Source organism: Weissella koreensis KACC 15510 (assembly GCF_000219805.1).
Taxonomy (GTDB): domain Bacteria; phylum Bacillota; class Bacilli; order Lactobacillales; family Lactobacillaceae; genus Weissella; species Weissella koreensis.
The window spans coordinates 1,310,577-1,336,687 of the sequence record NC_015759.1; the positions used below are offsets into that span (position 1 = coordinate 1,310,577).

At 35.7% G+C, this 26,111-nt stretch carries 20 protein-coding genes; all 20 read left to right on the forward strand.

Features of this window, described 5'->3' with window-relative positions; translation table 11 throughout:
* Positions 1-168: 168 nt before the first annotated feature.
* The 20 genes from WKK_RS06400 (at position 169) to WKK_RS06495 (ending at position 26,075) form a co-directional block, all read left to right on the forward strand.
* Positions 169-3,018 carry a helicase C-terminal domain-containing protein gene (locus WKK_RS06400; protein WP_013989815.1) on the forward strand — a complete coding sequence of 950 codons (2,850 nt, stop codon included), beginning with the start codon at positions 169-171 and terminating at the stop codon, positions 3,016-3,018.
* A 166-nt stretch (positions 3,019-3,184) separates the two neighbouring features.
* Complete coding sequence (locus WKK_RS06405) at positions 3,185-3,691, forward strand: cell wall elongation regulator TseB-like domain-containing protein (protein WP_006845280.1); 507 nt, start codon at positions 3,185-3,187, stop codon at positions 3,689-3,691.
* A gap of 37 nt (positions 3,692-3,728) precedes the next feature.
* Positions 3,729-5,024, forward strand: a complete 1,296-nt coding sequence (asnS, locus tag WKK_RS06410) for an asparagine--tRNA ligase (protein ID WP_006845281.1) — start codon at positions 3,729-3,731, stop codon at positions 5,022-5,024.
* Positions 5,025-5,364: 340 nt separating this feature from the next.
* Positions 5,365-7,269, forward strand: a complete 1,905-nt coding sequence (locus WKK_RS06415; protein WP_006845282.1) for an ABC-F family ATP-binding cassette domain-containing protein — start codon at positions 5,365-5,367, stop codon at positions 7,267-7,269.
* 14 nt (positions 7,270-7,283) lie between these two features.
* On the forward strand, positions 7,284-7,787 hold the full coding sequence (locus WKK_RS06420; protein ID WP_006845283.1) for a dihydrofolate reductase: 504 nt from the start codon (positions 7,284-7,286) through the stop codon (positions 7,785-7,787).
* Positions 7,788-7,868: 81 nt separating this feature from the next.
* Entirely contained in the window at positions 7,869-8,084 is a 216-nt protein-coding gene (locus WKK_RS06425) for a YjzD family protein (protein ID WP_013989816.1), read from the forward strand.
* A 127-nt stretch (positions 8,085-8,211) separates the two neighbouring features.
* A complete protein-coding gene (locus tag WKK_RS06430) occupies positions 8,212-11,583 on the forward strand; it encodes a DNA polymerase III subunit alpha (protein WP_013989817.1) in 3,372 nt (1,123 codons plus the stop codon).
* Between the two features lie 349 nt (positions 11,584-11,932).
* Positions 11,933-14,167 carry a RelA/SpoT family protein gene (locus tag WKK_RS06435; RefSeq protein WP_013989818.1) on the forward strand — a complete coding sequence of 745 codons (2,235 nt, stop codon included), beginning with the start codon at positions 11,933-11,935 and terminating at the stop codon, positions 14,165-14,167.
* Positions 14,168-14,587: 420 nt separating this feature from the next.
* Entirely contained in the window at positions 14,588-14,761 is a 174-nt protein-coding gene (locus WKK_RS06440; RefSeq protein ID WP_006845287.1) for a type II toxin-antitoxin system RelB/DinJ family antitoxin, read from the forward strand.
* A 186-nt stretch (positions 14,762-14,947) separates the two neighbouring features.
* The gene (locus tag WKK_RS06445; protein ID WP_006845288.1) at positions 14,948-15,841 is read left to right on the forward strand and encodes a CvfB family protein; all 894 of its coding nucleotides are present in this window, start codon (positions 14,948-14,950) and stop codon (positions 15,839-15,841) included.
* A 35-nt stretch (positions 15,842-15,876) separates the two neighbouring features.
* Positions 15,877-16,266, forward strand: coding sequence for a hypothetical protein (locus WKK_RS06450; protein WP_006845289.1), 390 nt, complete (start codon positions 15,877-15,879; stop codon positions 16,264-16,266).
* A gap of 13 nt (positions 16,267-16,279) precedes the next feature.
* Positions 16,280-17,026 carry a pseudouridine synthase gene (locus WKK_RS06455; protein WP_013989819.1) on the forward strand — a complete coding sequence of 249 codons (747 nt, stop codon included), beginning with the start codon at positions 16,280-16,282 and terminating at the stop codon, positions 17,024-17,026.
* Positions 17,027-17,205: 179 nt separating this feature from the next.
* Positions 17,206-18,267, forward strand: a complete 1,062-nt coding sequence (locus WKK_RS06460; protein WP_013989820.1) for a YpbB family protein — start codon at positions 17,206-17,208, stop codon at positions 18,265-18,267.
* A 40-nt stretch (positions 18,268-18,307) separates the two neighbouring features.
* On the forward strand, positions 18,308-19,744 hold the full coding sequence (locus WKK_RS06465) for a RecQ family ATP-dependent DNA helicase (protein WP_013989821.1): 1,437 nt from the start codon (positions 18,308-18,310) through the stop codon (positions 19,742-19,744).
* Between the two features lie 83 nt (positions 19,745-19,827).
* Positions 19,828-20,442, forward strand: a complete 615-nt coding sequence (locus WKK_RS06470; RefSeq protein WP_006845294.1) for a LysM peptidoglycan-binding domain-containing protein — start codon at positions 19,828-19,830, stop codon at positions 20,440-20,442.
* Positions 20,443-20,655: 213 nt separating this feature from the next.
* Positions 20,656-21,348 (forward strand): (d)CMP kinase, encoded by a 693-nt coding sequence (cmk, locus tag WKK_RS06475; protein ID WP_006845295.1) that lies wholly within the window; start codon positions 20,656-20,658, stop codon positions 21,346-21,348.
* A gap of 184 nt (positions 21,349-21,532) precedes the next feature.
* Positions 21,533-22,831 (forward strand): 30S ribosomal protein S1, encoded by a 1,299-nt coding sequence (rpsA, locus tag WKK_RS06480; RefSeq protein ID WP_006845296.1) that lies wholly within the window; start codon positions 21,533-21,535, stop codon positions 22,829-22,831.
* Positions 22,832-23,013: 182 nt separating this feature from the next.
* The gene (der, locus tag WKK_RS06485; RefSeq protein WP_006845297.1) at positions 23,014-24,324 is read left to right on the forward strand and encodes a ribosome biogenesis GTPase Der; all 1,311 of its coding nucleotides are present in this window, start codon (positions 23,014-23,016) and stop codon (positions 24,322-24,324) included.
* 200 nt (positions 24,325-24,524) lie between these two features.
* The gene (locus WKK_RS06490) at positions 24,525-24,797 is read left to right on the forward strand and encodes an HU family DNA-binding protein (RefSeq protein ID WP_006845298.1); all 273 of its coding nucleotides are present in this window, start codon (positions 24,525-24,527) and stop codon (positions 24,795-24,797) included.
* Positions 24,798-25,109: 312 nt separating this feature from the next.
* Positions 25,110-26,075, forward strand: a complete 966-nt coding sequence (locus WKK_RS06495) for a GRP family sugar transporter (protein ID WP_006845299.1) — start codon at positions 25,110-25,112, stop codon at positions 26,073-26,075.
* Positions 26,076-26,111 lie beyond the last annotated feature (36 nt).

A 26,111-nucleotide genomic window follows, 5' to 3' on the forward strand; every position in this document is an offset into this window, starting at 1 on the left:
ATAATAGCGATAATTTAAGAAAGTCAAATGAATTTATAGCTATTTTATAATTTATGGCAGAATGATATTTTCATGATTTAAATGGGTTAAAACGGTAATTTTAAACCACCTAAAATGTAAACTCATGGTACAATTGGAAGGACATTATGGAACATGTGAGGTTAGATTGTGGATGCAAAAACGATTTATGCCGTCGTTGATTTAGAAACAACGAGTAATCAAAATCAGGCCGGCCGAATAATGCAGGTAGCGGTTGCTTTTGTGCGGAACCAAAAAATTATAAACCATTTTTCAACATTGGTTAATCCGGGACAATCAATCCCGATTGGAATTCAAAAATTAACACATATTAATGATGCAATGGTGAAAAAAATGCCATATTTTGAGGATGTGGCACAAACTTTGCATGCTATGCTCAGCGAGACGGTCTTTGTTGCGCATAATGTTAATTTTGATCTTCCTTTTTTAAATGCTGAATTTGAACGAGTAGGACTAACACCGTTAACAAATCTAGCTTTAGACACTGTAGCTTTAGCACAGATTTTGTGGCCTACTGCTTCAAGTTATCGATTAGGTGATCTTACGCAACAACTAGGAATTGACCATTTGAACCCGCATAGAGCTGATAGTGATGCTAAAGCAACGGGTGAATTATTGATTGCTGCCCAACGGAAAGCATTGGGATTGCCGATGATCACGCTTCAACAACTAAATGATTTACCTTTGGCATTACCACGGGAAACAAAACAAATTTTTGCTTGGGCGTTGGCGGAAAACAGGCGACATCCTCAACCACTTGCTAATAATTTAGAAGTTGTTGATCGTTTGGTTTTAAGACGCTTTTCAGTCCCATCAGCTTATAAGCAACACCAACCGGAATTACATTATCCTAAAAAAGAAGAAGAGCAGAAAACATTATTAGCTCCCGATTTAGACTATCGCCATCAACAAGCACGCCTTATGAATCAGATTTATGAACATTATTGTAGAACTGATGATTTATCAACTAATCCTGGTGAAAATGCAATGGTTGTTGAAGCCCCAACGGGAATGGGTAAAACTTTAGGCTATTTGGTTCCACTTGCGTATTTGGTGCTACAACAAGGGCGTCAAGTTGTCTTATCAGTACCGACTAAGGCGCTACAAAAGCAAGTTAACACTACAATTAATCAAACACTTAAATCTTTACTACCGTTTGAGGTACGTGGGGTTCAACTAAAAGGTCAGCAAAATTATTTGAACTTACAAAGTTTTAAGCGCTCGTTAGTGCGCGATGAAGGTTCGATCGCCATGCAATTTGTGAAAGCACAAATTTTAGTATGGTTGACAGAGACGTTAACTGGAGATTTTGATGAATTGAATTTGAATAACGTTAGTCCTGATTTTTTACGGCAATTGACGCAAACGGCCAATAATCCAGAAGCATCAAAATTTTATCAACATGAATTTGTACATCGCCAATTAATTTTGAGTAGTCAAGCTACGTTCTTAGTTGTTAATCATGCCTACTTGACTCGCCAAATTAACCAAATTACTCAACAAGAGAAGAAACCTTTTTTGGTTATTGATGAGGCCCAGAATTTACCAGATGTTGTTCTGCAACATAGCCGGCACCAAGTTAATTGGTCTAGTTTAATCGCGCAAACGGAATTATTGCAACATTCCTTAACAACTAATAAAAATAATGATTTGCAATTGATATTGGAACGTCTGCCAAAAGGGCATCAATTGGAAAAAAATTTTATAGAAAGCTTTGCACAATTGTTGATTCATCTAACAAATATTCAACAAAGTCTATATCGACAATTTATTTTGAGTGTCAAGATGCCTGCGACGGTAGGAAAAGATGAGTATTTAGTTACATCTGATAACTTAACTCGTTTTTGGGTTGAACATCAAAATGATTTTAGCCAGGTAAAACAGTTAATTCAGACTTTACAAGTGACTTTGAATGAAATGATGGAAGCCTTTATTCAGGTAGGGACGCCTTTTAGTATTAGTGAGCGTCAAAGTTTGGCCGATTTTCGTTATTTAGTGGAAAAAATTGGTCAAACGATAAATACTCTACAAACTTTCCAAGATTCTATGATCGATTATGCTGAGACTAGTGTCTTTTGGTTAACAGACTATCATGGTCAGAATGGACCTAGTATCCAATTAACAGGAGCTTTATTACATACAAAGGACTATTTTAAAAACAATCTTTATCCATCTTTCTTACCACCATTGATGATTGGCGCCACACTATTTAATAGTGCTAAGTCAACTTACTTGTACACGCGTCTGAATTTAGATGCTAAAACTGCACAAGTTGAGAAGTTTAAAGAATCATTCAATTGGTCTAAACAAGCAGAAATGTTATTGATTGAAGATGGTGTAGTTCCTAGTGCACCTGATTATGGTAATTATTTAGCAAAGCAGATTTTAGCAATCTTGGGAAAATTATCAAAAAACACTTTAGTACTGTTTACTTCACTGGAATTAATGGATCGCGTTTATCGCTTAGTAACGGAAAATAAAATTTATCATGAAAGCAAAATGACTGTTTTGGCTCAAGGAATTTCCGGAAATAAGTCGAAAATTTTAAAACGTTTGCAAAATGAAAAAGAATTGATGGTTTTTGGTGCACTTAGTTTTTGGGAAGGAATTGATTTACCTAAACAGCAATTAGAACTTTTGATTCTGACTAGATTGCCCTTTGAACAACCAGATACGATTTTACAAAAGGTTGAAGAACAGCAGTTTACAGCTAGTAAGCAAAGCTTTTTCCATCAGATTACTTTACCCAAGGCTACACTTAAGTTACGTCAAGGAGTGGGACGTCTGATTCGTTCAGATCAAGATTATGGGGCTATTGTTATTTTGGATTCACGTATTGTTCATAAACAATATGGGAAAACGATGCTTAAAATGTTGCCAGATGAATTACCAAGTCAAGTAATTCCAGCTAGTCAGATGGTAGAACAATTAGTTCATTTTTTTGATCAGCAAGATTTAGATAACAAAGATAAAGAATAATAATTCATGTCTGATCTTAATAAAAACAACAATTTTAAAAATGGTTGTGACAATATTTTTAGAATTGAGATCAAACCACGGATCAGGCTTTAAAATTGACTTTAAGTTTGCTACACTTAGCTAAGTGCAAAATGAAAGATTAATAAAAATATTGGGGTAAAATAGCATGCAAATGCGACAACTGAATCGGCGAAAATCACATACTCATTGGGTTTTGTGGATAATTCTAGGTGTAATTTTATTGGCAATTATTGGCTATAGTGTCTTGGTTGCGGCTACAAAACCAATTAATCACGCTAATCAAGAATACAGTAATTTAGTTATTAAAAAGCATAAATTAAAGTCGGTTCAAAATTTTTATTGGAGCAATCGATCAGGTGATTATTATACTTTGATTGGTAAAAACGATAAGAATAAAAAGACAGGCGTAATTGTGAATGCGAAGACTAAAGATATGACGGTTTTGGCGATGAATGAGGGAAAGTCTTATCAAACCGTTAAAAAACAAGTCGAACAAAAATATCAACCAAAAAAGATCACTAATATTGGAATGGGTATTTATAAAAAAGTGCCGGTTTGGGAAGTTAAATTTATTGACCAAAATGGAAATTTGAATTTTATCACCGTTCAATTTACTAATGGTAAAGTGGTACGGTCGATTAATAATTTATAAATGTAACAATGATTAAAATAATTAGAGGAGAAACAAGATGGATACAATTCGATTAGAGGATGTCAAAAACTACGTGGGGCAGGAAGTTAGAATTGGGGCTTGGTTACGTAATAAACGTGGCTCAGGTAAACTACAATTTCTACAATTGCGTGATGGAACGGCTTTTATGCAAGCCGTTGTAGTTAAGGCTGAAGTGGGTGACGAAATTTTTGCCAAAGCTAAAGAGTTAAAGCAAGAAACAAGTATGTACTTAGTTGGAACTATTAAAGAAGATGCTCGTTCTGATTTTGGATACGAAATGGATGTCAAGGATTTGGTAGTAGTTGGTGCTTCTGAAGATTATCCAATTACTCCTAAAGAACATGGAACAGATTTCTTGATGGATCGTCGTCATCTATATCTTCGTCACATCCAACCGTTTGCTGTGTTGCGTATCCGAAATACTATGATTGCAGCAACTTATGAATTTTTCAATAAAGAAGGGTTCATCAAAGTCGATGCACCGTTCTTAACTGGTTCAGCACCTGAGGGAACGACTGAATTATTCTCTACAGAGTATTTTGATACAGAAGCATATTTATCACAGACTGGTCAATTATATGCTGAAGCGGGAGCTATGGCGTTTGGAAAGGTCTTTACTTTTGGTCCAACTTTCCGAGCAGAAAAGTCAAAAACACGCCGTCATTTGACTGAATTCTGGATGATTGAACCAGAAATGGCTTGGATGGATCAAGATGCATCCTTAGAAATACAAGAGCGTTATATTGCTTATCTAATTAATTCTGTCTTAGAACGTAATTCATATGAATTAGACCTTTTGGGACGCGACAAGGAGCTATTAGCTTCGTATACGAAGTTGCCATATCCACGGGTTTCATATGATGATGCTATTAAGTTGCTACAAGAAAATGACTTTGATGTCGAATGGGGTGTAGATTTCGGTTCACCAGAAGAAACATTCTTGGCTAATCATTTTGCTAGTCCGGTCTTTATTACTAATTTCCCAAAGAAGATCAAGGCTTTCTATATGAAACGCCATCCAACACGGGATGATGTGGTTATTTCAGCAGACTTATTAGCACCTGAAGGTTATGGTGAAATTATTGGTGGTTCTGAGCGTGATACTGATTATGATTACTTAGCTCAACGTATTGAAGAGCAGGGACTTGATATGGATGAATATGCTTGGTATCTAGATCTTCGTAAATACGGTTCAGTTCCACATTCTGGATTTGGACTTGGCTTGGAACGAGCTGTTACTTGGATCACGGGTGAAGAACATATTCGTGAAGCAATTCCATTCCCAAGAACTATGACGCGTTTGCGCCCATAGAATGTTATTAAGTCGCTATTGTTGGCTCTATGTCAACGGTTAGCGACTTTTTGTTATTCGTCATAATTAGTCAAAAACGGAAACCATTTGAGAACAATTTAAAAAAACGGGCACCAAATTCGCACCAAATTTATATGATATTATGTAACATATTGAGTGCTTTGGGGATATTGGTTACGAGGATTATTACTGAATGGTTTTGGCAATTAAAATACCAAATAAATAGTGATCGTGTGCTATTTTAAATATCAGTAAAAATACAACGAGGCTAGCTTAAAACAAAAATCTTAATGTTATAATGTTAAATAAAGATATTTTAGGAAATACGAGATAATAATAAATGAAACAGCTACGGGCAATAAAATTGCAGAGTGTGTATGGTGAAAAAACGTTATTAGATAAGATCTCTTTCTTGATTGAAACAGGTGATCGAATTGGAATTGTAGGTGTGAATGGGACTGGTAAAACAACTTTGTTAAATGCTTTAGCCCAGACAGTTCCAGCCGATAATGGTGAAATTGAGACCCCTAATGATTATTCAGTCGGTTATCTAACACAAGATCCAGATCTGGACCCAGAAAAATTAGTTTTGGAGGCTGTTTTTGCAGGAGCTCAGCCGGTTTTCGAATTAATTCGCGATTATGAAAAAGCGGTGACAACATATGCTGAAAATCCTTTAGATGAAAAGGCTCAGGATCGCTATACTAAATTAGAACAACGGATGACCCAAGAGGATGCTTGGACGGCCGAGTCAGAAGTTAAAACGATTCTTTCGCAGCTTCATTTACCAGATTTGAATTTACCAATTAAAGCATTGTCTGGGGGTCAAAAAAAGCGAGTGGGGTTAGCTCAAGTTCTAATCCAAGCACCTGATCTTTTGTTGTTGGATGAACCAACGAATCATCTTGATTTTGATTCCATAGAATGGTTGGAGAAATATTTGGCAACTTATTCAGGATCAGTTATGACGGTCACCCATGATCGTTATTTTTTGGATCACGTTGCTAACCGTGTTTTCGAACTATCCTTTGGAAAGTTGTATGAATATACCGGTAATTATCAAGATTATGTTTTGGCTAAGGCTGAACGTGTGGCAGCAGAGGAAATTGCTGATCACAAGAGTTCCCAGCTTTATAAAAAAGAATTAGCTTGGATGAAAACTTCAGCCCGAGCTCGAAGTACAAAGCAAAAGGCGCGTGAAACTCGTTTTTCTGATTTACAAGAACAGCAAGGTACGCTTCAAATTGATGGGACTGTTGAAGTTAATTTAGGTCAAAAGCGGTTGGGTAAGAAAGTTATTGAAATCAATGAGGCTCAATTGAGTTTTGATGATATGACGATTTTAAAAGATTTTAATGAATTAATTCAAGCAAATCAAAGAATCGGAATAACAGGACCAAATGGGACCGGTAAATCAACATTATTAAATGTAATTAGTGGTAAGACTCCTTTGGATCAGGGAACAATTGATATTGGTGAGACTGTTCAGCTTGGATACTACACTCAACAAACTGAACCTATTCCAGAGGACAAGCGGGTGATTGCATATCTTTCTGAAGTGGCCCAGTCTGTAACTACTAGTGATGGCGAGAAGGTTTCAGTTGCTGATTTACTTGAACAGTTTTTGTTTCCGAGCTTCATGCACGGAACCTTAATTCGAAAGTTATCAGGTGGTGAAAAGCGTCGTCTCTTCTTACTAAAAATTTTATTGCAACAACCAAATGTTTTGTTGCTGGATGAACCGACCAACGATCTTGATATTGGGACATTAACTGTCTTAGAAGAATACTTGAAGCATTTTGCAGGGACGGTTATTACGGTTTCCCATGATCGCTATTTCTTAGATAAAGTTGCTGATCATTTGCTTATATTTAAAGGACAAGGTACCATTGATCGATTTACTGGTTCTTTTTCAGACTATTTAGATCAATATGGTGCTCCAACACTTACGGATTCTGATATTATAAAATCTGAAGAAAAATCAACATTAGTCGAAACTCCATTGGCCGCAACGCCTGTTGAATCGGCTAAAAAGAAGCTTACTTATAAAGAGCAACGTGAATTTGAAACTATTGAAGATCGAATTAATGAGTTTGAATTAAAAATTGATCAAATCACTAACGATATGAATGAAGCCGGCGATGATTTTGGTAAATTAGCAGACTTACAAAAAGAACTCGATGAAAATAATCAAAAATTAGAAGAGACGATGGATCGTTGGGCTGATTTGTCCGAGCGGGCTTAAAAAGGAGTTTGTAAATGGCAGAAAAAGTATTGATTTGGGCGCAAACAAAGGACGGGACGATTGCTAAAGATGGATCCATTCCATGGCACGTTCAAGGAGATATGAAATTTTTTGCGCAAAAAACCAAAAATCAGGTTGTTTTGATGGGCCGAAATACGATGATGTCCTTGCACGGACAACCATTGCCTAACCGAATTAATTTAGTTTTAACACACCAAAAAGATTTGGAAGTTCCTGTTGGATTTAAAAAGGTTTATTCAATTGAAACGGCAGAAGCGATTGCTGATGAAGAACAGAAGCAATTAATGGTGATTGGTGGTAAAGGAATTTATGATTCATATTTGCCGATTGCAGATCGGCTATTAGTTACTTATTTAGCTACTGACTACCATGGTGATGTTATGTTAGATCCAATTGAGGGTGCCTGGAAAAAAGAGCTTTTGACTGAAGGCGAAGCTGATGAAAATAATGATTATGCCTATCAAATTTGGAATTATTATCGGCCAACATTTAGATAAATAAAAGGTGGTAATTATTTAATAAAGGCGTAAAATGAAACTAAGTTAAATTAAAGATTTTTGAAGAGTGGAGAAAAAATAATGAAGTATTTTACGACTTTCTTTTGGACCGCCATTTTAGGGGCAGTAATCGGATATATTGGTAGTGCATTACAAAATGTACCAGCCGATTATACTCAAGCAATGGTTTCGGCCTTAGTTGCTGGATCAATAGGAACTTTTTTGGTTTATTATATTTCTCGTAGTTTTGCTCCTAAAACGAGCCAAGCTGAAGAAGATGAATCAAAAGAGAATTAATGTAATTAATTTAAATTAAGGCTGAGTAACTTACTATGTAGTTATTCGGTCTTTTGTTTTTAAAGTATGTTTTTTAAATTTGTTATACTAAAATATAATTAATTTCTGATGAAAGGGGGGATCTAAAATGGTGCCATTAAATGTTCGAAGTGCGTATAGTTTATTAAAAAGTCCGATGCTACCTAATGTATATACTGAATATGCTAAATATTTAGGTTATTCAGCCGTGGGTCTAGCTGATGAACAAAATTTATATGCAATGGTTAATTTTTATCAACAAGCTAAAAAGAATGGTCTAACACCTATTTTAGGAATAACTATTGAAGCTCAAGGCTTAATCAATAAGGGCATGACTTTTCCTCTGCATGTATATGTTCAAAATGAAGCAGGTTATCAAAATTTATTGATACTAGCTAGTCAACAACGAACACAGCAAAAAGCTTTAGATTTAACAACTTTAACGCAGCAAAATCATTTATCTGGACTTTTAATTGTGATCCCACCAACAAGTGAGTTGTCACTTAATTTAATGAATGATTTTAATCAAGGGCGTCTATTAATTGATCGGTTTAAAATATTACTAAATAGCGCACAACTTTGGCTTGGAATTGATTTACAGATGGATGCTGAATTATTGAGAGCAGAAACTAAACTAAGTCAAGAAATGAATGTGCCATTACTGGCCTTTGATGAAATTAGATATGCAAAATCACAAGATCATTTTGCATATAAGGTTTTAACCTATTTAAAAGCTGGTGAGACCATTACTAATGTGGGTGCGGCTAAAAAAGAATCAGGTGAACAAGCCTTAAGGCAAAGGGATGATTGGTACCAGTCCTATGTTGATTCAGGACTTCAAAGCGCGGCGGATGAAACAGATGTTTTGGCAAAAAAAGTTGACTTTACATTGCCACAAAGAAAAATTGAGTTACCTCGTTTTTACGAAAGTAAGCAAGAAGCCAAACAAAAGTTATTGAAATTAACTCAATCAGGGCTTGAAAGTTTAGCGATTTCATCAATTCAATATCATCAATATCAAGAACGTTTAGAGTATGAATTGAAAATTATTGACGAGCTAGATTTTGATGATTATTTTTTAATTGTTTGGGATGTAATTAATTTTGCAAAAACCCATGAGATTATGACTGGACCCGGGCGCGGATCGGTAGCGGGTTCTTTGGTGGCATATTGTTTAGGCATTACGGAAGTAGATCCGATTGCTTATGATCTATTGTTTGAACGTTTTTTAAATCCTAAACGAGCACAAATGCCAGATATTGATATCGATATTCCGGATAATAAACGAGAAGTAGTCCTAGACTATTTACATACAAAATATGGGCATGATAAAATTGCGCAAATTATTACTTTTTCAACGATGGGGATGAAGCAAAGTTTACGGGATGTAGCTCGAGTGTTCGGACTTAAACCAACTGAGATCGATAAATTAGCACGCAGCTTGCCTAAAGATGCTATTAATTTAGAAGAAGCTTATCAAAAATCACAAAGTTTCCAAAATGAAATTTTAGATCTTCCTGTTGACGGAGATTTATTGTGGAAAACAGCCTTACAGTTAACAGGAATACCGCGAAACAGTTCGTTACATGCGGCTGGAGTAGTTATTGCGAATAATCCTTTAGTGGAGTCTATTCCAGTACAATTAGGTGAGGATGGACGCTTAGTGACCCAATTAACGAAAAATCCGGTAGAGCAATTGGGTTTGTTAAAAATTGATTTTCTGGCATTATCTAATTTGAATATCTTAGCGATCGCATTGCGAGAAGTACACAAAATTGAACCAACGTTTGATTTGAAAACAATTGATTTAAATGATCCAGAAACATTAGCTTTATTTGGCCTTGGTCAAACAAATGGTATCTTTCAGTTTGAATCAAATGGGATGAAACAAATGTTGCAGCAGATGAAACCAGATCAATTTAATGATTTAGTTGCGGCTAATGCTCTATATCGGCCCGGTCCCATGGCCAATATTCCACATTTTATTGCGCGGAAGCATCAACAAGAAATGATTCCTAAAATTGCGGAAACTATTGATCAACTATTAGCACCAACTTATGGGGTAATTGTGTATCAAGAACAGGTGATGCGCGTTGCCGAAGAATTTGCTGGATTTAGTTTGGCTGAAGCCGATTTGTTACGTCGTGCAATTTCTAAAAAAGATACCATTCAGATGGAAAAAGTTAAGAAACAATTTTTGACAGGAGCTCAAAAACTGGGTCAATCTGATTTAGTAGCTGAAGAAGTCTATCAATATATTGAACGATTTGGATCATACGGATTTAATAAATCGCATGCGGTTGCATATTCTAAATTAGCTTTTGAATTGGCCTTTTTAAAGGTACATTATCCGTTGGCTTTTTATAAAGCAGTCTTGAACTTAGAAATTAGTAATCAAGATAAGGTGCGTATTTATATAAATGAGGCTCGAATGCGGGGCGTTAAAGTTTTAGGACCGCAAATTAATCAGAGCTTTTCTGGTTACTCCGTGACAAATGATTATTTACAGATGGGTCTAGCTAGCATTAAAGGTTTGCGTAAGGATTTTCGTGATCATTTAATTTTTTCACGTCAAACGAATGGACCATTTAAGAACTTGGGTGATTTATTATTACGAATTGATCAACCTTTTCGGCAAATGAAATTTTTGGAACCCTTGATTATGGCGGGAGGGTTAGATGCTTTACAACCCAATCGAAGGATGGTAAGTTTCATCTTACCTGGATATTTAGATGCAGTACAACTGGCTGGTAATTCATTGGATTTATTGAATAGATTGAAACCTAAACAAGTAGTAATGGATGATTATACGAAAATCGAAAAATTAAATCAAGAATTTGCAGTTCTTGGAATTTATTTAAGTGGGCATCCTTTGGAAAAAATTATTCAAGAAGTTGATTCTAGTGTTTATACCAATGTAAGTGAGTTGATAGCAGGTCAAAATGGGGTGAAACTTATTTTGATGATCGATAAGGTTAAAGTAATTCGGACTAAAAAAGGAACTCAGATGGCATTTGTTGATACAACGGATTTAACAGGAAAGTTATCATTAACCGTTTTTCCAAAACAATATCAGCAATATCAGACTCATTTAGTTAACGGCGGATTGATTGCTGTTTATGGAAATGTGGAGTATCAAAGAAATCAAATTGACTTACAAGTTGTGGTTGATCAAATGATCCCAGCCAATAGTTTGATTCAAAATGATAAGCAAGCAGGGGTTGAGAAAATTAGTCAAGGAATTTGGTATATTCGGCCCCATGTTTGGCCAATTCCAGAAGCAAGACTTAAAAATCTTGCTCAAATTGCACAAAATCATCCAGGGGCGAACGTAGTAATATTAATAAATCCTAAAAATAAAAAACAGGCCCTTAAATTATCTAGTGGTTATCAATTATCAGCTGGGCTTGAAGTAGAACAAAAATTAGTTCGAATTTTTGGGCAACAAAATATTTCATTTAAAGCAGTGAAGGTTGATTAACATAAACCAATTTGCAATGATCTTTATAGGTTCAAATAGGTTTGAATCTTTAATCCGTTATATTTATTAAGTTGACTTTCAAAATGTTTACAAATTGTTGAAAGAGGCCTTAGTCAAGATATAAGAAATGATTTTAAGACGAAGTTTTTTTGTTTTAAAAGAACAGATCCAACGAGTCTTGATATAAATTTGTAGTATTATAAAAATTATTAATTAGGATTGGTTTTTAAACGTTGCAGGTCGTGGTTTGTCAGGTAGCTTATTTTTAGTTACAATGATATTATCAAAACCGATTAAATGCTGCGGGTGAAAATCCCTATCGGCAATCAATCGAGAAATCAGGTTTAATATGACAGAAGCAAAAGTATATACACAAACAGAAGTACATGATATTTACACTAGCTATATGAATGCAAATCATGTTGCCGTAGTAGATCGTGCCTTTGAGTATGCCAACGGACTACATAAAGAACAACGACGACGGTCTGGCGAACCATATATTATTCATCCCATTCAAGTGGCAGGGATTTTAGCTGATTTACATATGGATCCGGATACAGTTATTGCTGGTTATTTACATGATGTTGTAGAGGATACGCCTGCTGAATTAGAGGATATTGTGGACCGGTTTGGGGAAGATGTCGCAGCCATTGTTGATGGTGTTTCGAAAATTTCTAAAATAGAATATAAATCTGATTCAGAACGTTTAGCAGAAAATCATCGTAAGTTGCTCTTGGCGATGTCCCATGACATTCGTGTAATTTTTGTTAAATTGGCTGACCGGTTGCATAATATTCGAACGTTGGATGCTTTGAACCCAGCAAAACAAAAGCGTATTGCAGGGGAAACTTTGGAAATCTATGCACCATTAGCTGATCGTTTAGGAATTATGACAATTAAATGGGAATTAGAAGATACTTCTCTTCGTTATCTAGATTATGAAGCATATCATGCTATTGCACAGGACATGCAGCTTCGTCGAAATGAACGCTTAGAGATTGTTGCAACGGCTGTTGATGAAATTAAGGTTACAATTGATAATTTGAAATTGAAGAATGTTTCAGTTTACGGAAGACCTAAACATATTTATTCTATTTACCGTAAGATGCAAAAGAAACAAAAAGCATTTGAAGAAATTTATGATTTGTTGGCAATTCGAGTTATTGTAAATTCAATTGGAGACTGTTATGCCGTTTTAGGGGCAATTCATTCCCATTGGACACCGATGCCTGGTAGATTTAAGGATTATATTGCTTTGCCTAAAGCGAATGGGTATCAATCTCTTCATACTTCTGTAATTGGTCCTGAAGGTCGTCCGTTGGAAATTCAAATCAGAACACATGATATGCATGAGGTGGCTGAATTTGGTGTAGCAGCTCACTGGGCTTATAAAGAAGGTAAGTTCGATGGAGCAGATGTTCAAAATTCAGATCAACAACAATTAAATATGATTCAAAGCATTTTAGAATTACAAACAGAGTCGAAAGATTCTGGTGATTTCATGGAAACAGTCAAAAGTGATCTTTTCACAGATCGAGTCTATGCGTTTACACCTTTAGGCGATGTAGTTGAACTGACCCAAGGGGCGGGTCCATTAGATATGGCTTATTCGATTCACACAAAGGTTGGAAATTCTACAACTGGAGCAAAAGTAAATGGTAAGATTGTTCCTTTAGATTATGAAATTAAGACGGGTGATATTGTTGAAATCATTACTAGTGCAATAGCTAAGCCGAATCGTGATTGGCTTAAATTAGTTAAGACGCGAAGAGCACGTAATAAAATACGACAATATTTTAAAAAGCAAAACCATTCAGAAAATTCAATTGCTGGAAAACAGGAATTGATGAATTATTTAATTTCTCAAGGATATAATCTCGATGAATTAATAACAAATAAAAATACTGAACAAGTGATGGAACGTCTACATTATCAATCAATCGGAGATATGTATGCAGCGATTGGCTACGGTGATCAATCAGTCCAAGGGGTGACGAATAAGTTAACAGAAGACCTCCGCAAACGAATGGAAGAACAACGCTTGTCTGAAGAGGAAGCTTTGGTCTTTGAACAACATGAAACAGTTGCAAAAGATGAAGAAGATCATAAAACTAAGCATCATCATGGTGATGATCCAATTGTGATTCAAGGGATTGATTCAATGCTTGTACGCTTAGGGCGCTGCTGTACGCCTGTTCCAGGAGATGATGTTGTTGGATATATTACCAAGGGTCGAGGTGTTTCGGTACATCGAGTGGGTTGCCCTAATTTAGCAAGTGAAGCTGAATTAAGTCAACGATTGGTTGATGTCAAATGGGATGAAGACTCAGATAATAGTAAACGTGAATATGTAACAGATCTAGTGGTAACTGGAGAAAGTCGAGCACGCTTGTTGAATGACGTTATCAGAATGATCGGAAACCATGCACAGACCTTGAATTCAATTAATGGTCGGGTTGATGGTAACAATCAAGCGATTATATCGTTGACGGTTGAGGTGCACAACTTAGCTCAATTAGAACGGGTGATGGATTCGATTAAAAATGTTAAGGATGTTAGTTCCGTTAAAAGGGCATTTAAGTAAGTTAAAATAGTATTACGCTGATACGTGAATCAAAAATAAAAATGGTTCGCGAAATTTTTGATGATATTCAAAGAAGATTGGGGTTTTATTTATCCTGGTCTCTTTTTTTATGGGCTTTAAATTATAAAAAAAGAGATTTAATTTATATTTTAAAATATTTTTGCATGATTAAAAAAATCATAGTATTCAATATTTAAGGCTTTCTTTAAGTTTTAAGTGTTGTAATAGGGCTGTTATAACAGGTAATTTTGAGACTAAATATTAATATTTGATGAAAAATTACGTCATTAAATGCCTCAATTTATCAAAATATCGTGAATTTTGGTAATATAAGTGAACAAATTCTTTTGACAGTCGTAATTTAAGCATGTTAATCTAATAACACATTTGAAATTTATATAAAAACGAGAGGAAGAACTTATGGCAGAAAAATTAATTCAATTAAGAGTTGAAGAGGGTGTTAAAGACGCCGCTGATGAAATTTTTAAGACACAAGGGCTAACTACCCAAACAGCAATTAAAATTTTCCTAACGCAAGTTGCCAATACTGGTGACTCACCATTTTCAAACTTGTTCACAAAAAAAGAACAATAAAAATTTAATTAAAGAATGACTTAAAAAAGACGTGGTTTTTAAAGCTTTTTAGCAATTAATAACAATCACGTCTTTTTTTATGGCATAATAGAGTTTAACCTTAAGAACCAGATGGATTTAAGTTAGTAGACGAATTATGTAATTTGGTTACACGATTTAAATAATAAATTAATGAGAGAGTTTAAGATGGAAAAAAAAGTCGGTATAATTATTACAGCTAAAGTAACTGATGAAAATGAGCAATCTTTCTTTGCACAAATTGATGGAGTTACTTATGAAATTGATAAAAGTGAGCTTCAAAAGCCCCTCCATATCGGGGGATTAGTGACTGGCTTTGCTTATGAAAACCAATCTAATCAGCTTCAAATTACCAAAAACATTCCAGATGTTCGTTTGGGACATTATGCTTTTGGAACGGTCACTGATGTAAGACGAGACCTTGGGGTGTTCGTGGATATAGGATTGCCAAATAAGGACTTAGTGGTTTCTTTGGATGAATTACCTACAATTAAAGAATTATGGCCACAACGTGGGGATCGACTCATGATTACTCTACGGATCGATAATAAAGATCGTTTATGGGGTGAGTTGGCCACTAATGAAATTTTGAATGCAGTTCGAATTCCAGCTAAGACCAGTATGAAAGGCCAAAAGCATGTAAAGGCAACGGTCTATCGTTTGAAGATGGTAGGAACTTTGGTCTTAACAGAAGATTTTAATATGGGATTTATCCATCCTAGTGAACGTTATCATGAACCACGGATGGGTGAACAGCTGGATACACGAGTCATTGGAGTAAGACCTGATGGAATTTTGAACCTATCATTAAAACCAATGGCTTATCAAGCTATTGATGGAGATGCCAAAATGATATTGACACTTCTACAACGATCACGGACAGGGCGTTTGCCATACAATGATAAATCTGAACCAGAGTCAATCACAAATTATTTTGGGATGTCAAAGGGGCAGTTCAAGCGGGCTTTAGGTCACTTATATAAAGAACATCTGATTCAACAAGATGAAGAAGGAATTTTATTAGTAGTTGATCAATCGACTAATGATGAACAAGAAGATTAAAATAATTTGTCAATTAAGATGAGGAGAGCAACAGCATGTTAGTGATGGTTTCAGAAACGCAACCTAAAATTGCGATGGGACTGATGTCACATGTTGATAATCTACCAACTTTTGTGGAGATCCAACGTGAAGTGAATTGGTACCATGCTAATTCGAATAGACATTTAATGTTATGGAAAGATCCAAAAACAAGACATTTCACAGCGGTTATCGGCGTTGAAGAAATGGAAGAAATTCTAATTTTGCAGCTCGTGGCATTTAGCCCAGAAGTCGTAAACTATGAACGTAAATTAGTTGGTGGTGAAATTTACACGGCATTAACTAATTGGTTTCCTAATACTATTTTAATGGGTACTATTCGTACACAAAAGATCTTAAATAAATGGCAAAAACAACAATTATCAGATTTAGATTTATCTGATTAGAAGTGAGGATTAAATGGCAGAAAGATTACAAAAGGTAATGGCACAAGCTGGTGTTGCTTCAAGACGAGCCTCTGAAAAGCTTATTGCTGAAGGACATGTTACCGTTAATGGAAAGACCGTGACTGAATTAGGAACACGCGTAGAACCAGGTAATAAGATTGAAGTCGATGGTAGTCCCATTGAAGGCTCTGAAAAATTGGTTTATTATCTCTTAAATAAGCCACGTGGTGTTGTCACTACGGCTTCAGATGAAAAGGGACGGACTACTGTTATTGATGTTTTAGATGAAGTCAAAGAACGAGTTTACCCTGTAGGAAGACTGGATTATGACACCACCGGAGCTCTGTTACTAACTAATGATGGGGAATTGGCGAACCAATTAATGCACCCGCGTTATAAAATAGATAAGGTTTATGTGGCTAAAGTAAAAGGTGTACCCACTAATGACGAATTGAAAGCACTACGACTAGGTGTGGTTGTAGATGGTAAGAAAACTGCCGAGGCGCGTGCTGATATTCTTCGTACTGATCGAAAAAAAGGTACTTCAACAATTCAGTTAACAATTCATGAGGGCCGTTATCACCAGGTCAAAGAAATGTTAAAAACAGTTGGGCATCCGGTTATTAAGTTACATCGTGAACGTTATGGAATGTTAGAAGTCACTGATTTAGCATCAGGTGAATATCGAGCACTTCGACATGACGAAGTACAATATCTTAAAAACGGACGGCAAATGCGGAAGAGTTCAGGTCGCTTGTAATACTTTAACGGATTTGTAGCTATTATTTCAGATAATAGGTATAGATCTTTTTTTATTTGAGGAATGTATTTATTTAACAAAAACAATAGCTAATAAAGAAGTATAACGGTATATTTGATAAGGACAAATTAGTTGTTGCTAATTTATTAAGTAATTCCATGAAGAGAGGGGCAGATTGAATGACACCAGAATTTTTATTAATGTGTTTTGACATGAAGCAACCTCGACGCCAACGTGTCATTTTTGGCCTATTAACTAATCATTTGACGGTCTCGACATCTTTTAATGGTTTGGCGTATCAATTATTTGCACTGATTAATTTTCAACCGCAATTAACCAAAGAACAATATGATCTTTTAATACAGAAATTAATTAAACAGAATGCTTTACAAGAAGTTGAGCCTGGGATGTTTATCAAAACTGATCAAGGGCAAAAAATTTTAGAAGAAGCACAATTAGATCATTATTATCCGCGATTTTTTTTGTATAGTGGGGAAACGAATTTGTTTGAGTTTCGAGAAATGTTCTTATTGGCTAATCAAGCGGTATCAGAATATTCTTTTCAAAATAATAAATATTATCCCATATCAAATCGTTTAAAATTACGAGGGTTGGTTAAACAATGGTTTCAATCTCAAAAGCAAAACGACTTAACTTTTAACTGGGTCCAAGAATTACAAAGGTTTTTAAGGACATTAACGGATTGGGACGCGGATCGATTGGTTAATACTTGGACAGGGTATCAACAACCTGGATTACGTGCTGATCAATTACAGTTTCCAATGTCTTGGAATGATCAAGATGTATATTTTTGGGAATTAGATCAGTATGCTAAATTAGTTAAATTTTTAGAACAGGCTGGTAATCAGTATTTATTAAAGCAACTTTGGAATTTATTGAAGCAAACTCAACAATTGTTAAGTTCATCGATGTTACAGACGTATCAGGCTTACGAAAATGGCATAGCACTTGATAAAATTAGTCAAATACGCCGTTTGAAGTTGGGGACAGTTCGTGAACATTTACTTTCAGCTGCTATTTTTATGCCCTTTGAGCAATTTGATTATCAACAGTTATTGACGCCAGAATTGATTGCTTATTTTGAAGAAAAGTTAGTCGGTGCGCCAGAATCATGGTCGTTTCAACAGGTGCGAGTTACAGGTGCACCAGATGAGTTCTTTTATTTCAGACTATATCAAATTCAACAAGTAAAAAAAGAATTATTATCTGAAGTAGAATGAATCTGGTATGACTGTGTTTTGTTAGATGAGGATTTTAAGCATGATAGACTTACAAGTAGCATTGAATAAATATTTTGGTTATAGTCATTTTCGACCTGGTCAGGAAGAAATTCTGACGGCTTTGTTGGATCAACGTAATACATTGGCGATATTACCTACTGGTGGTGGTAAAAGTCTTCTTTATCAAATGACGGGGCATTTACGTACTGGTTTAGTTGTAATCGTCTCACCATTACTTTCTTTGATGCAAGACCAGGTTTCTAGCTTGAATTATATGGGCGAGAAACGGGTTGTGGCACTCAATTCTACTTTATCTCGTGCGGAGCGACAACAAGCCTTACAACAATTAAATACATTTAAATTTTTATTTATATCACCAGAAATGTTGGCAGATGAACAAGTTCAATCGCGCTTAAAACAAATCGATTTAAACCTATTAGTAATTGATGAAGCTCATACTATGTTAAGTTGGGGGCCAGATTTTCGACCTGAATATTTGAGATTACCAGAACTATATCAAGGATTGAATAGACCACAATTATTATTGCTGACAGCAACAGCAACACCAAAGATGGGGCAACAAATGCTGAACTTATTTGATATTAATAATTCAGACACATTTGTGTATGAAACTTCGATAGACCGACCTAATATATTTTTGAATACCGAACAATTAGCAAATGAGCAAGAAAAAGAAAGTCGTTTGATACAATTAGTACATGGATTACAAGGGCCGGGCATTGTTTATGTTTCCTCTCGTAAATTAGCAAATTCTTTAGCTCGTAGTTTAACTGATGCAACGGGATTGACCGCGGTAGCTTATCATGCAGGCTTAGATTATTACACGCGTTACCGAATTCAACGACAGTTTATGTTAGATCAAATTGATGTCATAATTGCCACATCTGCTTTCGGGATGGGATTAAATAAATCTGATGTCAGATATGTGATTCATTATCAATTAAGTAGTGATTTAACCAATTATCTACAAGAATTCGGTCGAGCAGGGCGTGACAATAAGGCGGCGGTTGCAATATTATTGTATGCGCCAGGAGATGAATTATTACAATCATATTTGATTGATCTAACTCTACCCGAACCATCAACTGTTGATTTAGTGGCTAAAGAAAGAGATCAGGTATCAGGAATAAATGAAAACCAAGTTAACTTAATTAATTATTATTTGGAGCAAGGACAAACGCCGGATCAATTGAAGATTCAGTTTGATCAACGACGGAAACAAAGATTGAGGGCTTTAAGCCAATTATTAACGTATGTTAAGTTGGAACAAGGACTGCGGAAATTTATTTTAACGACTTTCCAAGATGAAAATCCTTTTGATTCAAAATATGAAGCAGCGAATCAGCCTTTGGATTTGCAAAAATTTGCACGTAAAAATTCAATCGTAAAGGCAAAAAAGGATAATAAAATACCCTCTTGGTCAGATAAAATGCAGCAACTGTTTAATATAAAGTAAAGACCGACATAAAAGGCTTCCCTTTTTATTGAAATTTATGGTAATTTAGTAACATTAAAACTGTTGTGGAGGTTTCCAGCGAAATGGATGATCAAAATAAGCCTTGGGAAACGTCATTTGACAACCAAGAAGAAACTGTTAAAAAATACTCACGTACTGCAAATCGCAAGAAGACTAAGCGAGTTAGTTTTGTTGTGGGATTATTAGTGACATTAATTTTAGTTCTTTCGTTTGTACCTGTTTATAGTTATTTGAAAGAATTAAATAACCCAAATCAAGCTAGTCAAGGTACAGCAGTATCAGGATTGAGTAATAATCAAACAAAAACATCGACTTCTAAGGTGGATGGTCAAACAAAGTCAGAAAAAGATAAATTGAAGAAACAAAAGGCTTCAGAAGCTAAGGCTGCTTCAGAAAAGAAAGCTGCCAAAGCCAAATCTGATTCTGAAGAAAAAGCTGCAAAAGATTCAGAAGAACAGGCTGCTAAGGCCAAATCTTCTTCAGAAGAGGAAGCAGCTAAAGAGTCATCTGATAAGGCTGAGAGTACCGTTAAAATGGAACTACCTTCGAACCGTCCAACTTTGTATGGATTTGCTGCCGCGAATAATATTTCTGTGGATCAATTATATGCATTAAATCCAGGATTAACTGCTGATAATTATACGCAATGGATCGGTAAAGACGTTAAGGTTAAATAAAGCATAATATATTGATGAAATTTTATTTTTATAATTAGTAGGATGGCTTATTAATTTGCTGGAACTAACGGGGTTCCAGCTTTTTTATTTTCTGAAAAATGAAATAAGGTAATTCAGACATAATTGCCTGGTTTATGATAATATGGAAAATTGAAATGGAATTATTTTTTAAATAATAATTCCAAATGATTAAAGATGATTAGGTGAGATATGATGAATGAAATACAAATTGCAATTGATGGGCCAGCGTCAGCAGGTAAATCAACTATTGCGAAGATTTTAGCAAACGATTTAAAATACGTCTACGTTGATACTGGGGCTATGTATCGAGCAATTACTGTGGCTGTTTTAAGATCAGGAATTGCCCCAGAAGATGAGTCGTCAGTTTCAGCGTTGGTTCCAAGCTTGGAAATTAGTTTTGCTCCAGGTGAACCGGTCCAAAAAGTATTCTTGAATCAAAAAGAAATTACACAAGAAATTCGTAGCATTGAGGTTACCGCAAATGTTTCTGAGATTTCATCATATGCTGCTGTACGTGATTTGATGACACAATTACAACGGAAGATTGCCAATAATGGTGGAGTGGTGATGGATGGACGTGATATAGGAACTACTGTTTTACCAAAAGCTGAAGTTAAAATATTTTTGATAGCTTCGGTACATGAACGGGCATTACGCCGTTATAAGGAAAATCAAGCTAAAGGGATGACCGAAAGTTTAGCTGAAATTGAAGCTGCTGTTCAAAAACGCGATTATTTAGATTCTACCCGATTAATTAGCCCATTAAAAAAGGCTTCTGATGCCATTGAAGTTGATACGACAGGCTTATCTATTTCAGAAGTAGTTAAGATTATTAAACAAATAATTAATGAAAAGCATGCTAATAATGAGCTGAACTTAGTCTAATTAAAATCAATGATCGCAAAAAAGAATAAAATAGTGTAAAATAAAGAGGTTAAATGTTTAATAACTTTTGACAGCTTTAAATTAAAAAAATTAAAAAGTCACACGAAAACACTGGAAATTGATGGCTGTTTATTTTATAATGGACTTTATTATCACATTCGTGTGACCAGGAGGAATTATTGTAATGAATGAAGAAAACAACGAGCTATTGGCTGCACTTGACGCACAACCTGATGTGAAGGTTGGCGATGTTGTCACTGGTGAAGTTTTAACGATTGATGATGCTCATCAAGTTGTAGTTGGAATTGATGGTGCTGGAGTTGAAGGTGTAATCCCTGCCCGCGAGTTGACTAGTGATCGTGATGCTGATGTTAACGACCTTGTTAAGGTTGGAGACAAGATTGAAGCTGTAGTTAAGATGCCTATTACTTCAGAAAAAGAAGGATACTCATGGATCCTTTCAAAGCGTCAATTAGAAGCTCGTCGTGCTTGGGAAGAAATCGCAAGCAAGTACAACGAAGATGACATTGTTGAAGCTCCTGTTACGCAAGTCGTTAAGGGTGGATTAGTTGTTGATGTTGCAGGCGTACGTGGATTTATTCCTGCCTCAATGATCGAGAACCGCTTTGTTCAAGACTTGAACCAATACAAGGGACAAACTGTTAAGGCACAAATCATTGAGATTAATGTTGCTGAATCACGTTTGATCTTGTCACGTAAGGCTGTTTTGTCAGCTGAGCGTTCAGAAGCTTTGAAGCGTGTCTTTGAAGAACTTACTGTTGGTGATATTGTTGAAGGTAAGGTTGCTCGTATGACTAACTTTGGTGCTTTCATTGACCTTGGTGGTGTTGACGGATTGGTTCACGTTTCTGAAATTTCATACGAACGTGTTTCACAACCATCAGATGTTTTGTCAGTTGGTGAAGACGTTAAGGTTAAGGTTTTGGGATTGGATCCTGAAAAGGAACGTATCTCATTGTCAATCAAGGCTACTCAACCTGGACCTTGGGACTCAGCTGCTCAAAATGCTCCTGAAGGAACTGTTCTTGAAGGAACTGTTCGACGTGTCGTTGACTTTGGTGCCTTTGTGGAAGTATTCCCTGGTGTTGAAGGATTAGTTCACGTTTCACAAATTTCACACCAACACGTTGAAAACCCTTCAGATGTTTTGAAGGCTGGAGATAAGGTTCAAGTTAAGGTTCTTGATGTTAACCCTGAACGCCAACGTTTGTCATTGTCAATCAAGGCTTTGACTGAAGCCCCTGCCCGTGAAGGTGGAGACAATAACGATGGTGAACAACGTCGTAGCAACAATAACAACAACTCAAATAGCTCAAATAACAACAGCCGTCGTAGTAACAATAACGGTGGTGGTCGTCGTAACAACAGCCGTCGTGAATCAGCTCCTATGAACTATTCAACGACTGAAGAAGAAGGAAATGCAACTTTGGGTGACTTGTTCAACTTGAAGGACTTCGACTAAAATTAATTATATTTTAAAATGTTAGATAGAAAGGCTGGGACTTTTGTTCCAGCCTTTTTTCATTCGACAATTAGTAACTGAATTATATACTTACTATAATATGTCTACAGTTTATCTAAGTTTTAATGGTATAATTGATGTTATTATATGAAAAAGCAAATTAGTAGAAAAGAGGTGGCGAAATGGCCTACCCAGTTGTAGCAATTGTAGGACGCCCTAACGTTGGTAAATCAACGATTTTTAATCGAATTGCGGGTGATAGAATCTCGATTGTTGAAGATACACCCGGTGTGACTCGTGATCGGATATATACACGCGCTGAATGGTTGACTCATGAGTTCCGGTTAATTGATACTGGTGGAATTGAAATGAGTGACGAACCATTCATGAGTGAAATTAAGCAACAAGCCGAAATAGCAATGGATGAAGCTGATGTAATCGTCTTTATGGTTTCTGGTCGTGAAGGCCTAGCTGAAGCAGATGAGCAAGTTGCTAAAATGCTTTATAAGACTAATAAACCAGTTGTTTTGGCGGTTAATAAAGTTGATAATTTTGAAATGCGTAGTGAAATTTTTGATTTTTATGCGCTTGGATTTGGTGAACCATTCCCAATCTCTGGTTCGCATGGAACTGGATTAGGTGATTTACTTGATGAAATCATAAGTAAATTCCCAACTGATGCAGGAGTTCCAGATGATGATACTATTCGATTCTCGTTTATTGGGCGACCAAATGTTGGAAAGTCTTCATTAGTGAACGCTTTGCTAGGAGAAGAACGAGTAATTGTTTCAGATATAGCGGGAACGACTCGTGATGCAATTGATACTAAATTCGTCACTGATAGCGGTGACCAATTTACAATGGTTGACACGGCTGGAATTCGTAAGCGCGGTAAAGTCTATGAGAACACTGAAAAGTATTCTGTTATGCGGGCGATGCGAGCAATTGATGATTCAAATGTCGTATTAATGGTTTTGAATGCTGAAGAAGGAATTCGGGATCAAGATAAGCACGTTGCTGGATATGCACACGAGGCTGGTAGAGCAGTAATTATCGTTGTTAACAAGTGGGATACACTTGAAAAAGATAATCACACAATGCATGAATTTGAAGAGTTGATTCGTGCAGAGTTCCAGTATTTGGCATATGCACCAATTGTCTTCGTATCAGCTAAGACTAAACAACGTTTGGACAAGTTACCTGAGATGATTAAGAAAGTTAATGAAAATCATCAACGTCGTATTCAATCTGCAACCTTAAATGAGGTGGTGATGGATGCGTTGGCCTTGAATCCGGCACCAAATCGCAATGGTAAACGATTGCGTGTTTATTACGCTACGCAAGTTTCAATTCAACCACCAACGTTTGTAGTCTTTGTGAATGATCCAGAATTGATGCACTTTTCATATGAACGATTTTTGGAAAATAAGATCAGAAAATCCTTTGATTTTGAAGGAACTCCAATTCATATTATCAAGCGAGCAAGAACATAAAATTGCTTGAATAATGTATTTTTTAAAATTATAAGTGGATTAAATATTAAAAAAGTGTTATAAAAGGCGCTGTTACGGCATTTGTTTCATGAAAACGCTTGTTATTGCGCTCAAATTATGATAAATTTAATATCGACATAAAGTTAGCTTAACTTTATGATTCAAAAAATTATGATCGAACATATCAGGAGGATAGTCGCATGGCTAACAAGCAAGACTTGATCAACAAGGTAGCGGAAGCTGGTTTCTCAAAGAAGGATGCAACAACTGCTGTTGATGCTACTTTTGCCGCAATTCAAGAAGAATTGAGCACTGGTGAAAAGGTTCAATTAATTGGATTTGGAACTTTTGAAGTACGTACACGTGCAGCCCGTAAGGGTCGCAACCCACGTACAAATGCTGAAATTGATATTCCAGCATCAAAGATTCCAGCATTCAAGCCTGGAAAGGGATTGAAGGACGCGGTTAAGTAAATTAATCCACCTACAAATCTTTAAGAGAGCGAATTTCGATTCGCTCTTTTTTTTGCCATTTTTAAGAAAGTATTTATAAAATTTTTAAGCATTAAATTAGTTAATTTTATATCTGATAAACCAATTTTAAAAAATATAGGATAAATGGTTAAACGATTTAACTATAGACATATGTACCAATTTGCAATTAATTTACAAAAAATATTAAATTTACAAAAAATAATGTAATTAATTTACAAAAAGGTAACGCTTTCATTGTTTTATGTGATACAATTCTTAACATAATATATATTTGGAAATGGGGAAATAAAAATGCAAGCATCATTATTAATTGCATTAATTCCAGCTTTAGCTTGGGGTGCAACTGGAATTGTGACAACCAAAATGGGAGGATCTGCAGGGCAACAAAGTTTGGGTATGACTTTTGGAGCATTGATCTTTGGAATATTAACTTTAGTATTGTATGTTATTCCATCCGCTGGATTTGATTTTGCAATGAATCCACGGTTATGGGTTGTTGGATTTGTTTCAGGTCTTTTTTGGGCGGTTGGAACGGCCGGACAATTTATCGGGTTCAAAAAAATGGGAGTTTCAGTTGGAAATCCTATTTCAACGGGAGGCCAAATTGTTGCTAATGCTTTGATGGCAGCAGCGGTCTTGGGTGAATGGTCAACTGGAAAAATGTGGTTGTTTGGTTCATTGGCTATTTTGAGTGTGGTAGTAGGAGCTATTTTGACGTCGTTACCAGATTCAAAAACTCCTAAGGTAGAAAACCCAGATTATAATTTTAAATCTGGTTTATTAGCAATGCTTGTATCTACATTAGGCTTCATGATGTATTTCGTTTTGCCTAACTTACTATTTAAATTAGGATATATTTCGGATGCAGTTCATGGTGCGCCCAATGGAAATGGCTTGTATTATATGACGGCAGTTGTCGGACCACAATCGATTGGACAAGTTCTAGGTGCATTCATTATTGTTATTTTCTTCTTAAAAGAACGTTCAATTATGTTTGAGTTACCAACTTGGCGTAATATTATAACTGGTTTAGTTTGGGCAGTTGGAAATGTCTTTATGTTCGTTTCAGCTGCAAATCCTGCCGTTGGTCAAGCAGTTGCTACAACGTTGTCACAAATGGGAGTTGTTGTTGGAGTATTTGGCGGAATATTCATTTTGGGCGAAAAGAAATCTAAACGTCAATTAATCTATGCCATTGTTGGATCACTTTTGGTAGTGTTTGGTGGAATTATGATTTCTAATCTCGGATCATTTTAAATGAAATGATATAATATTAACTGGATTAAACTACTT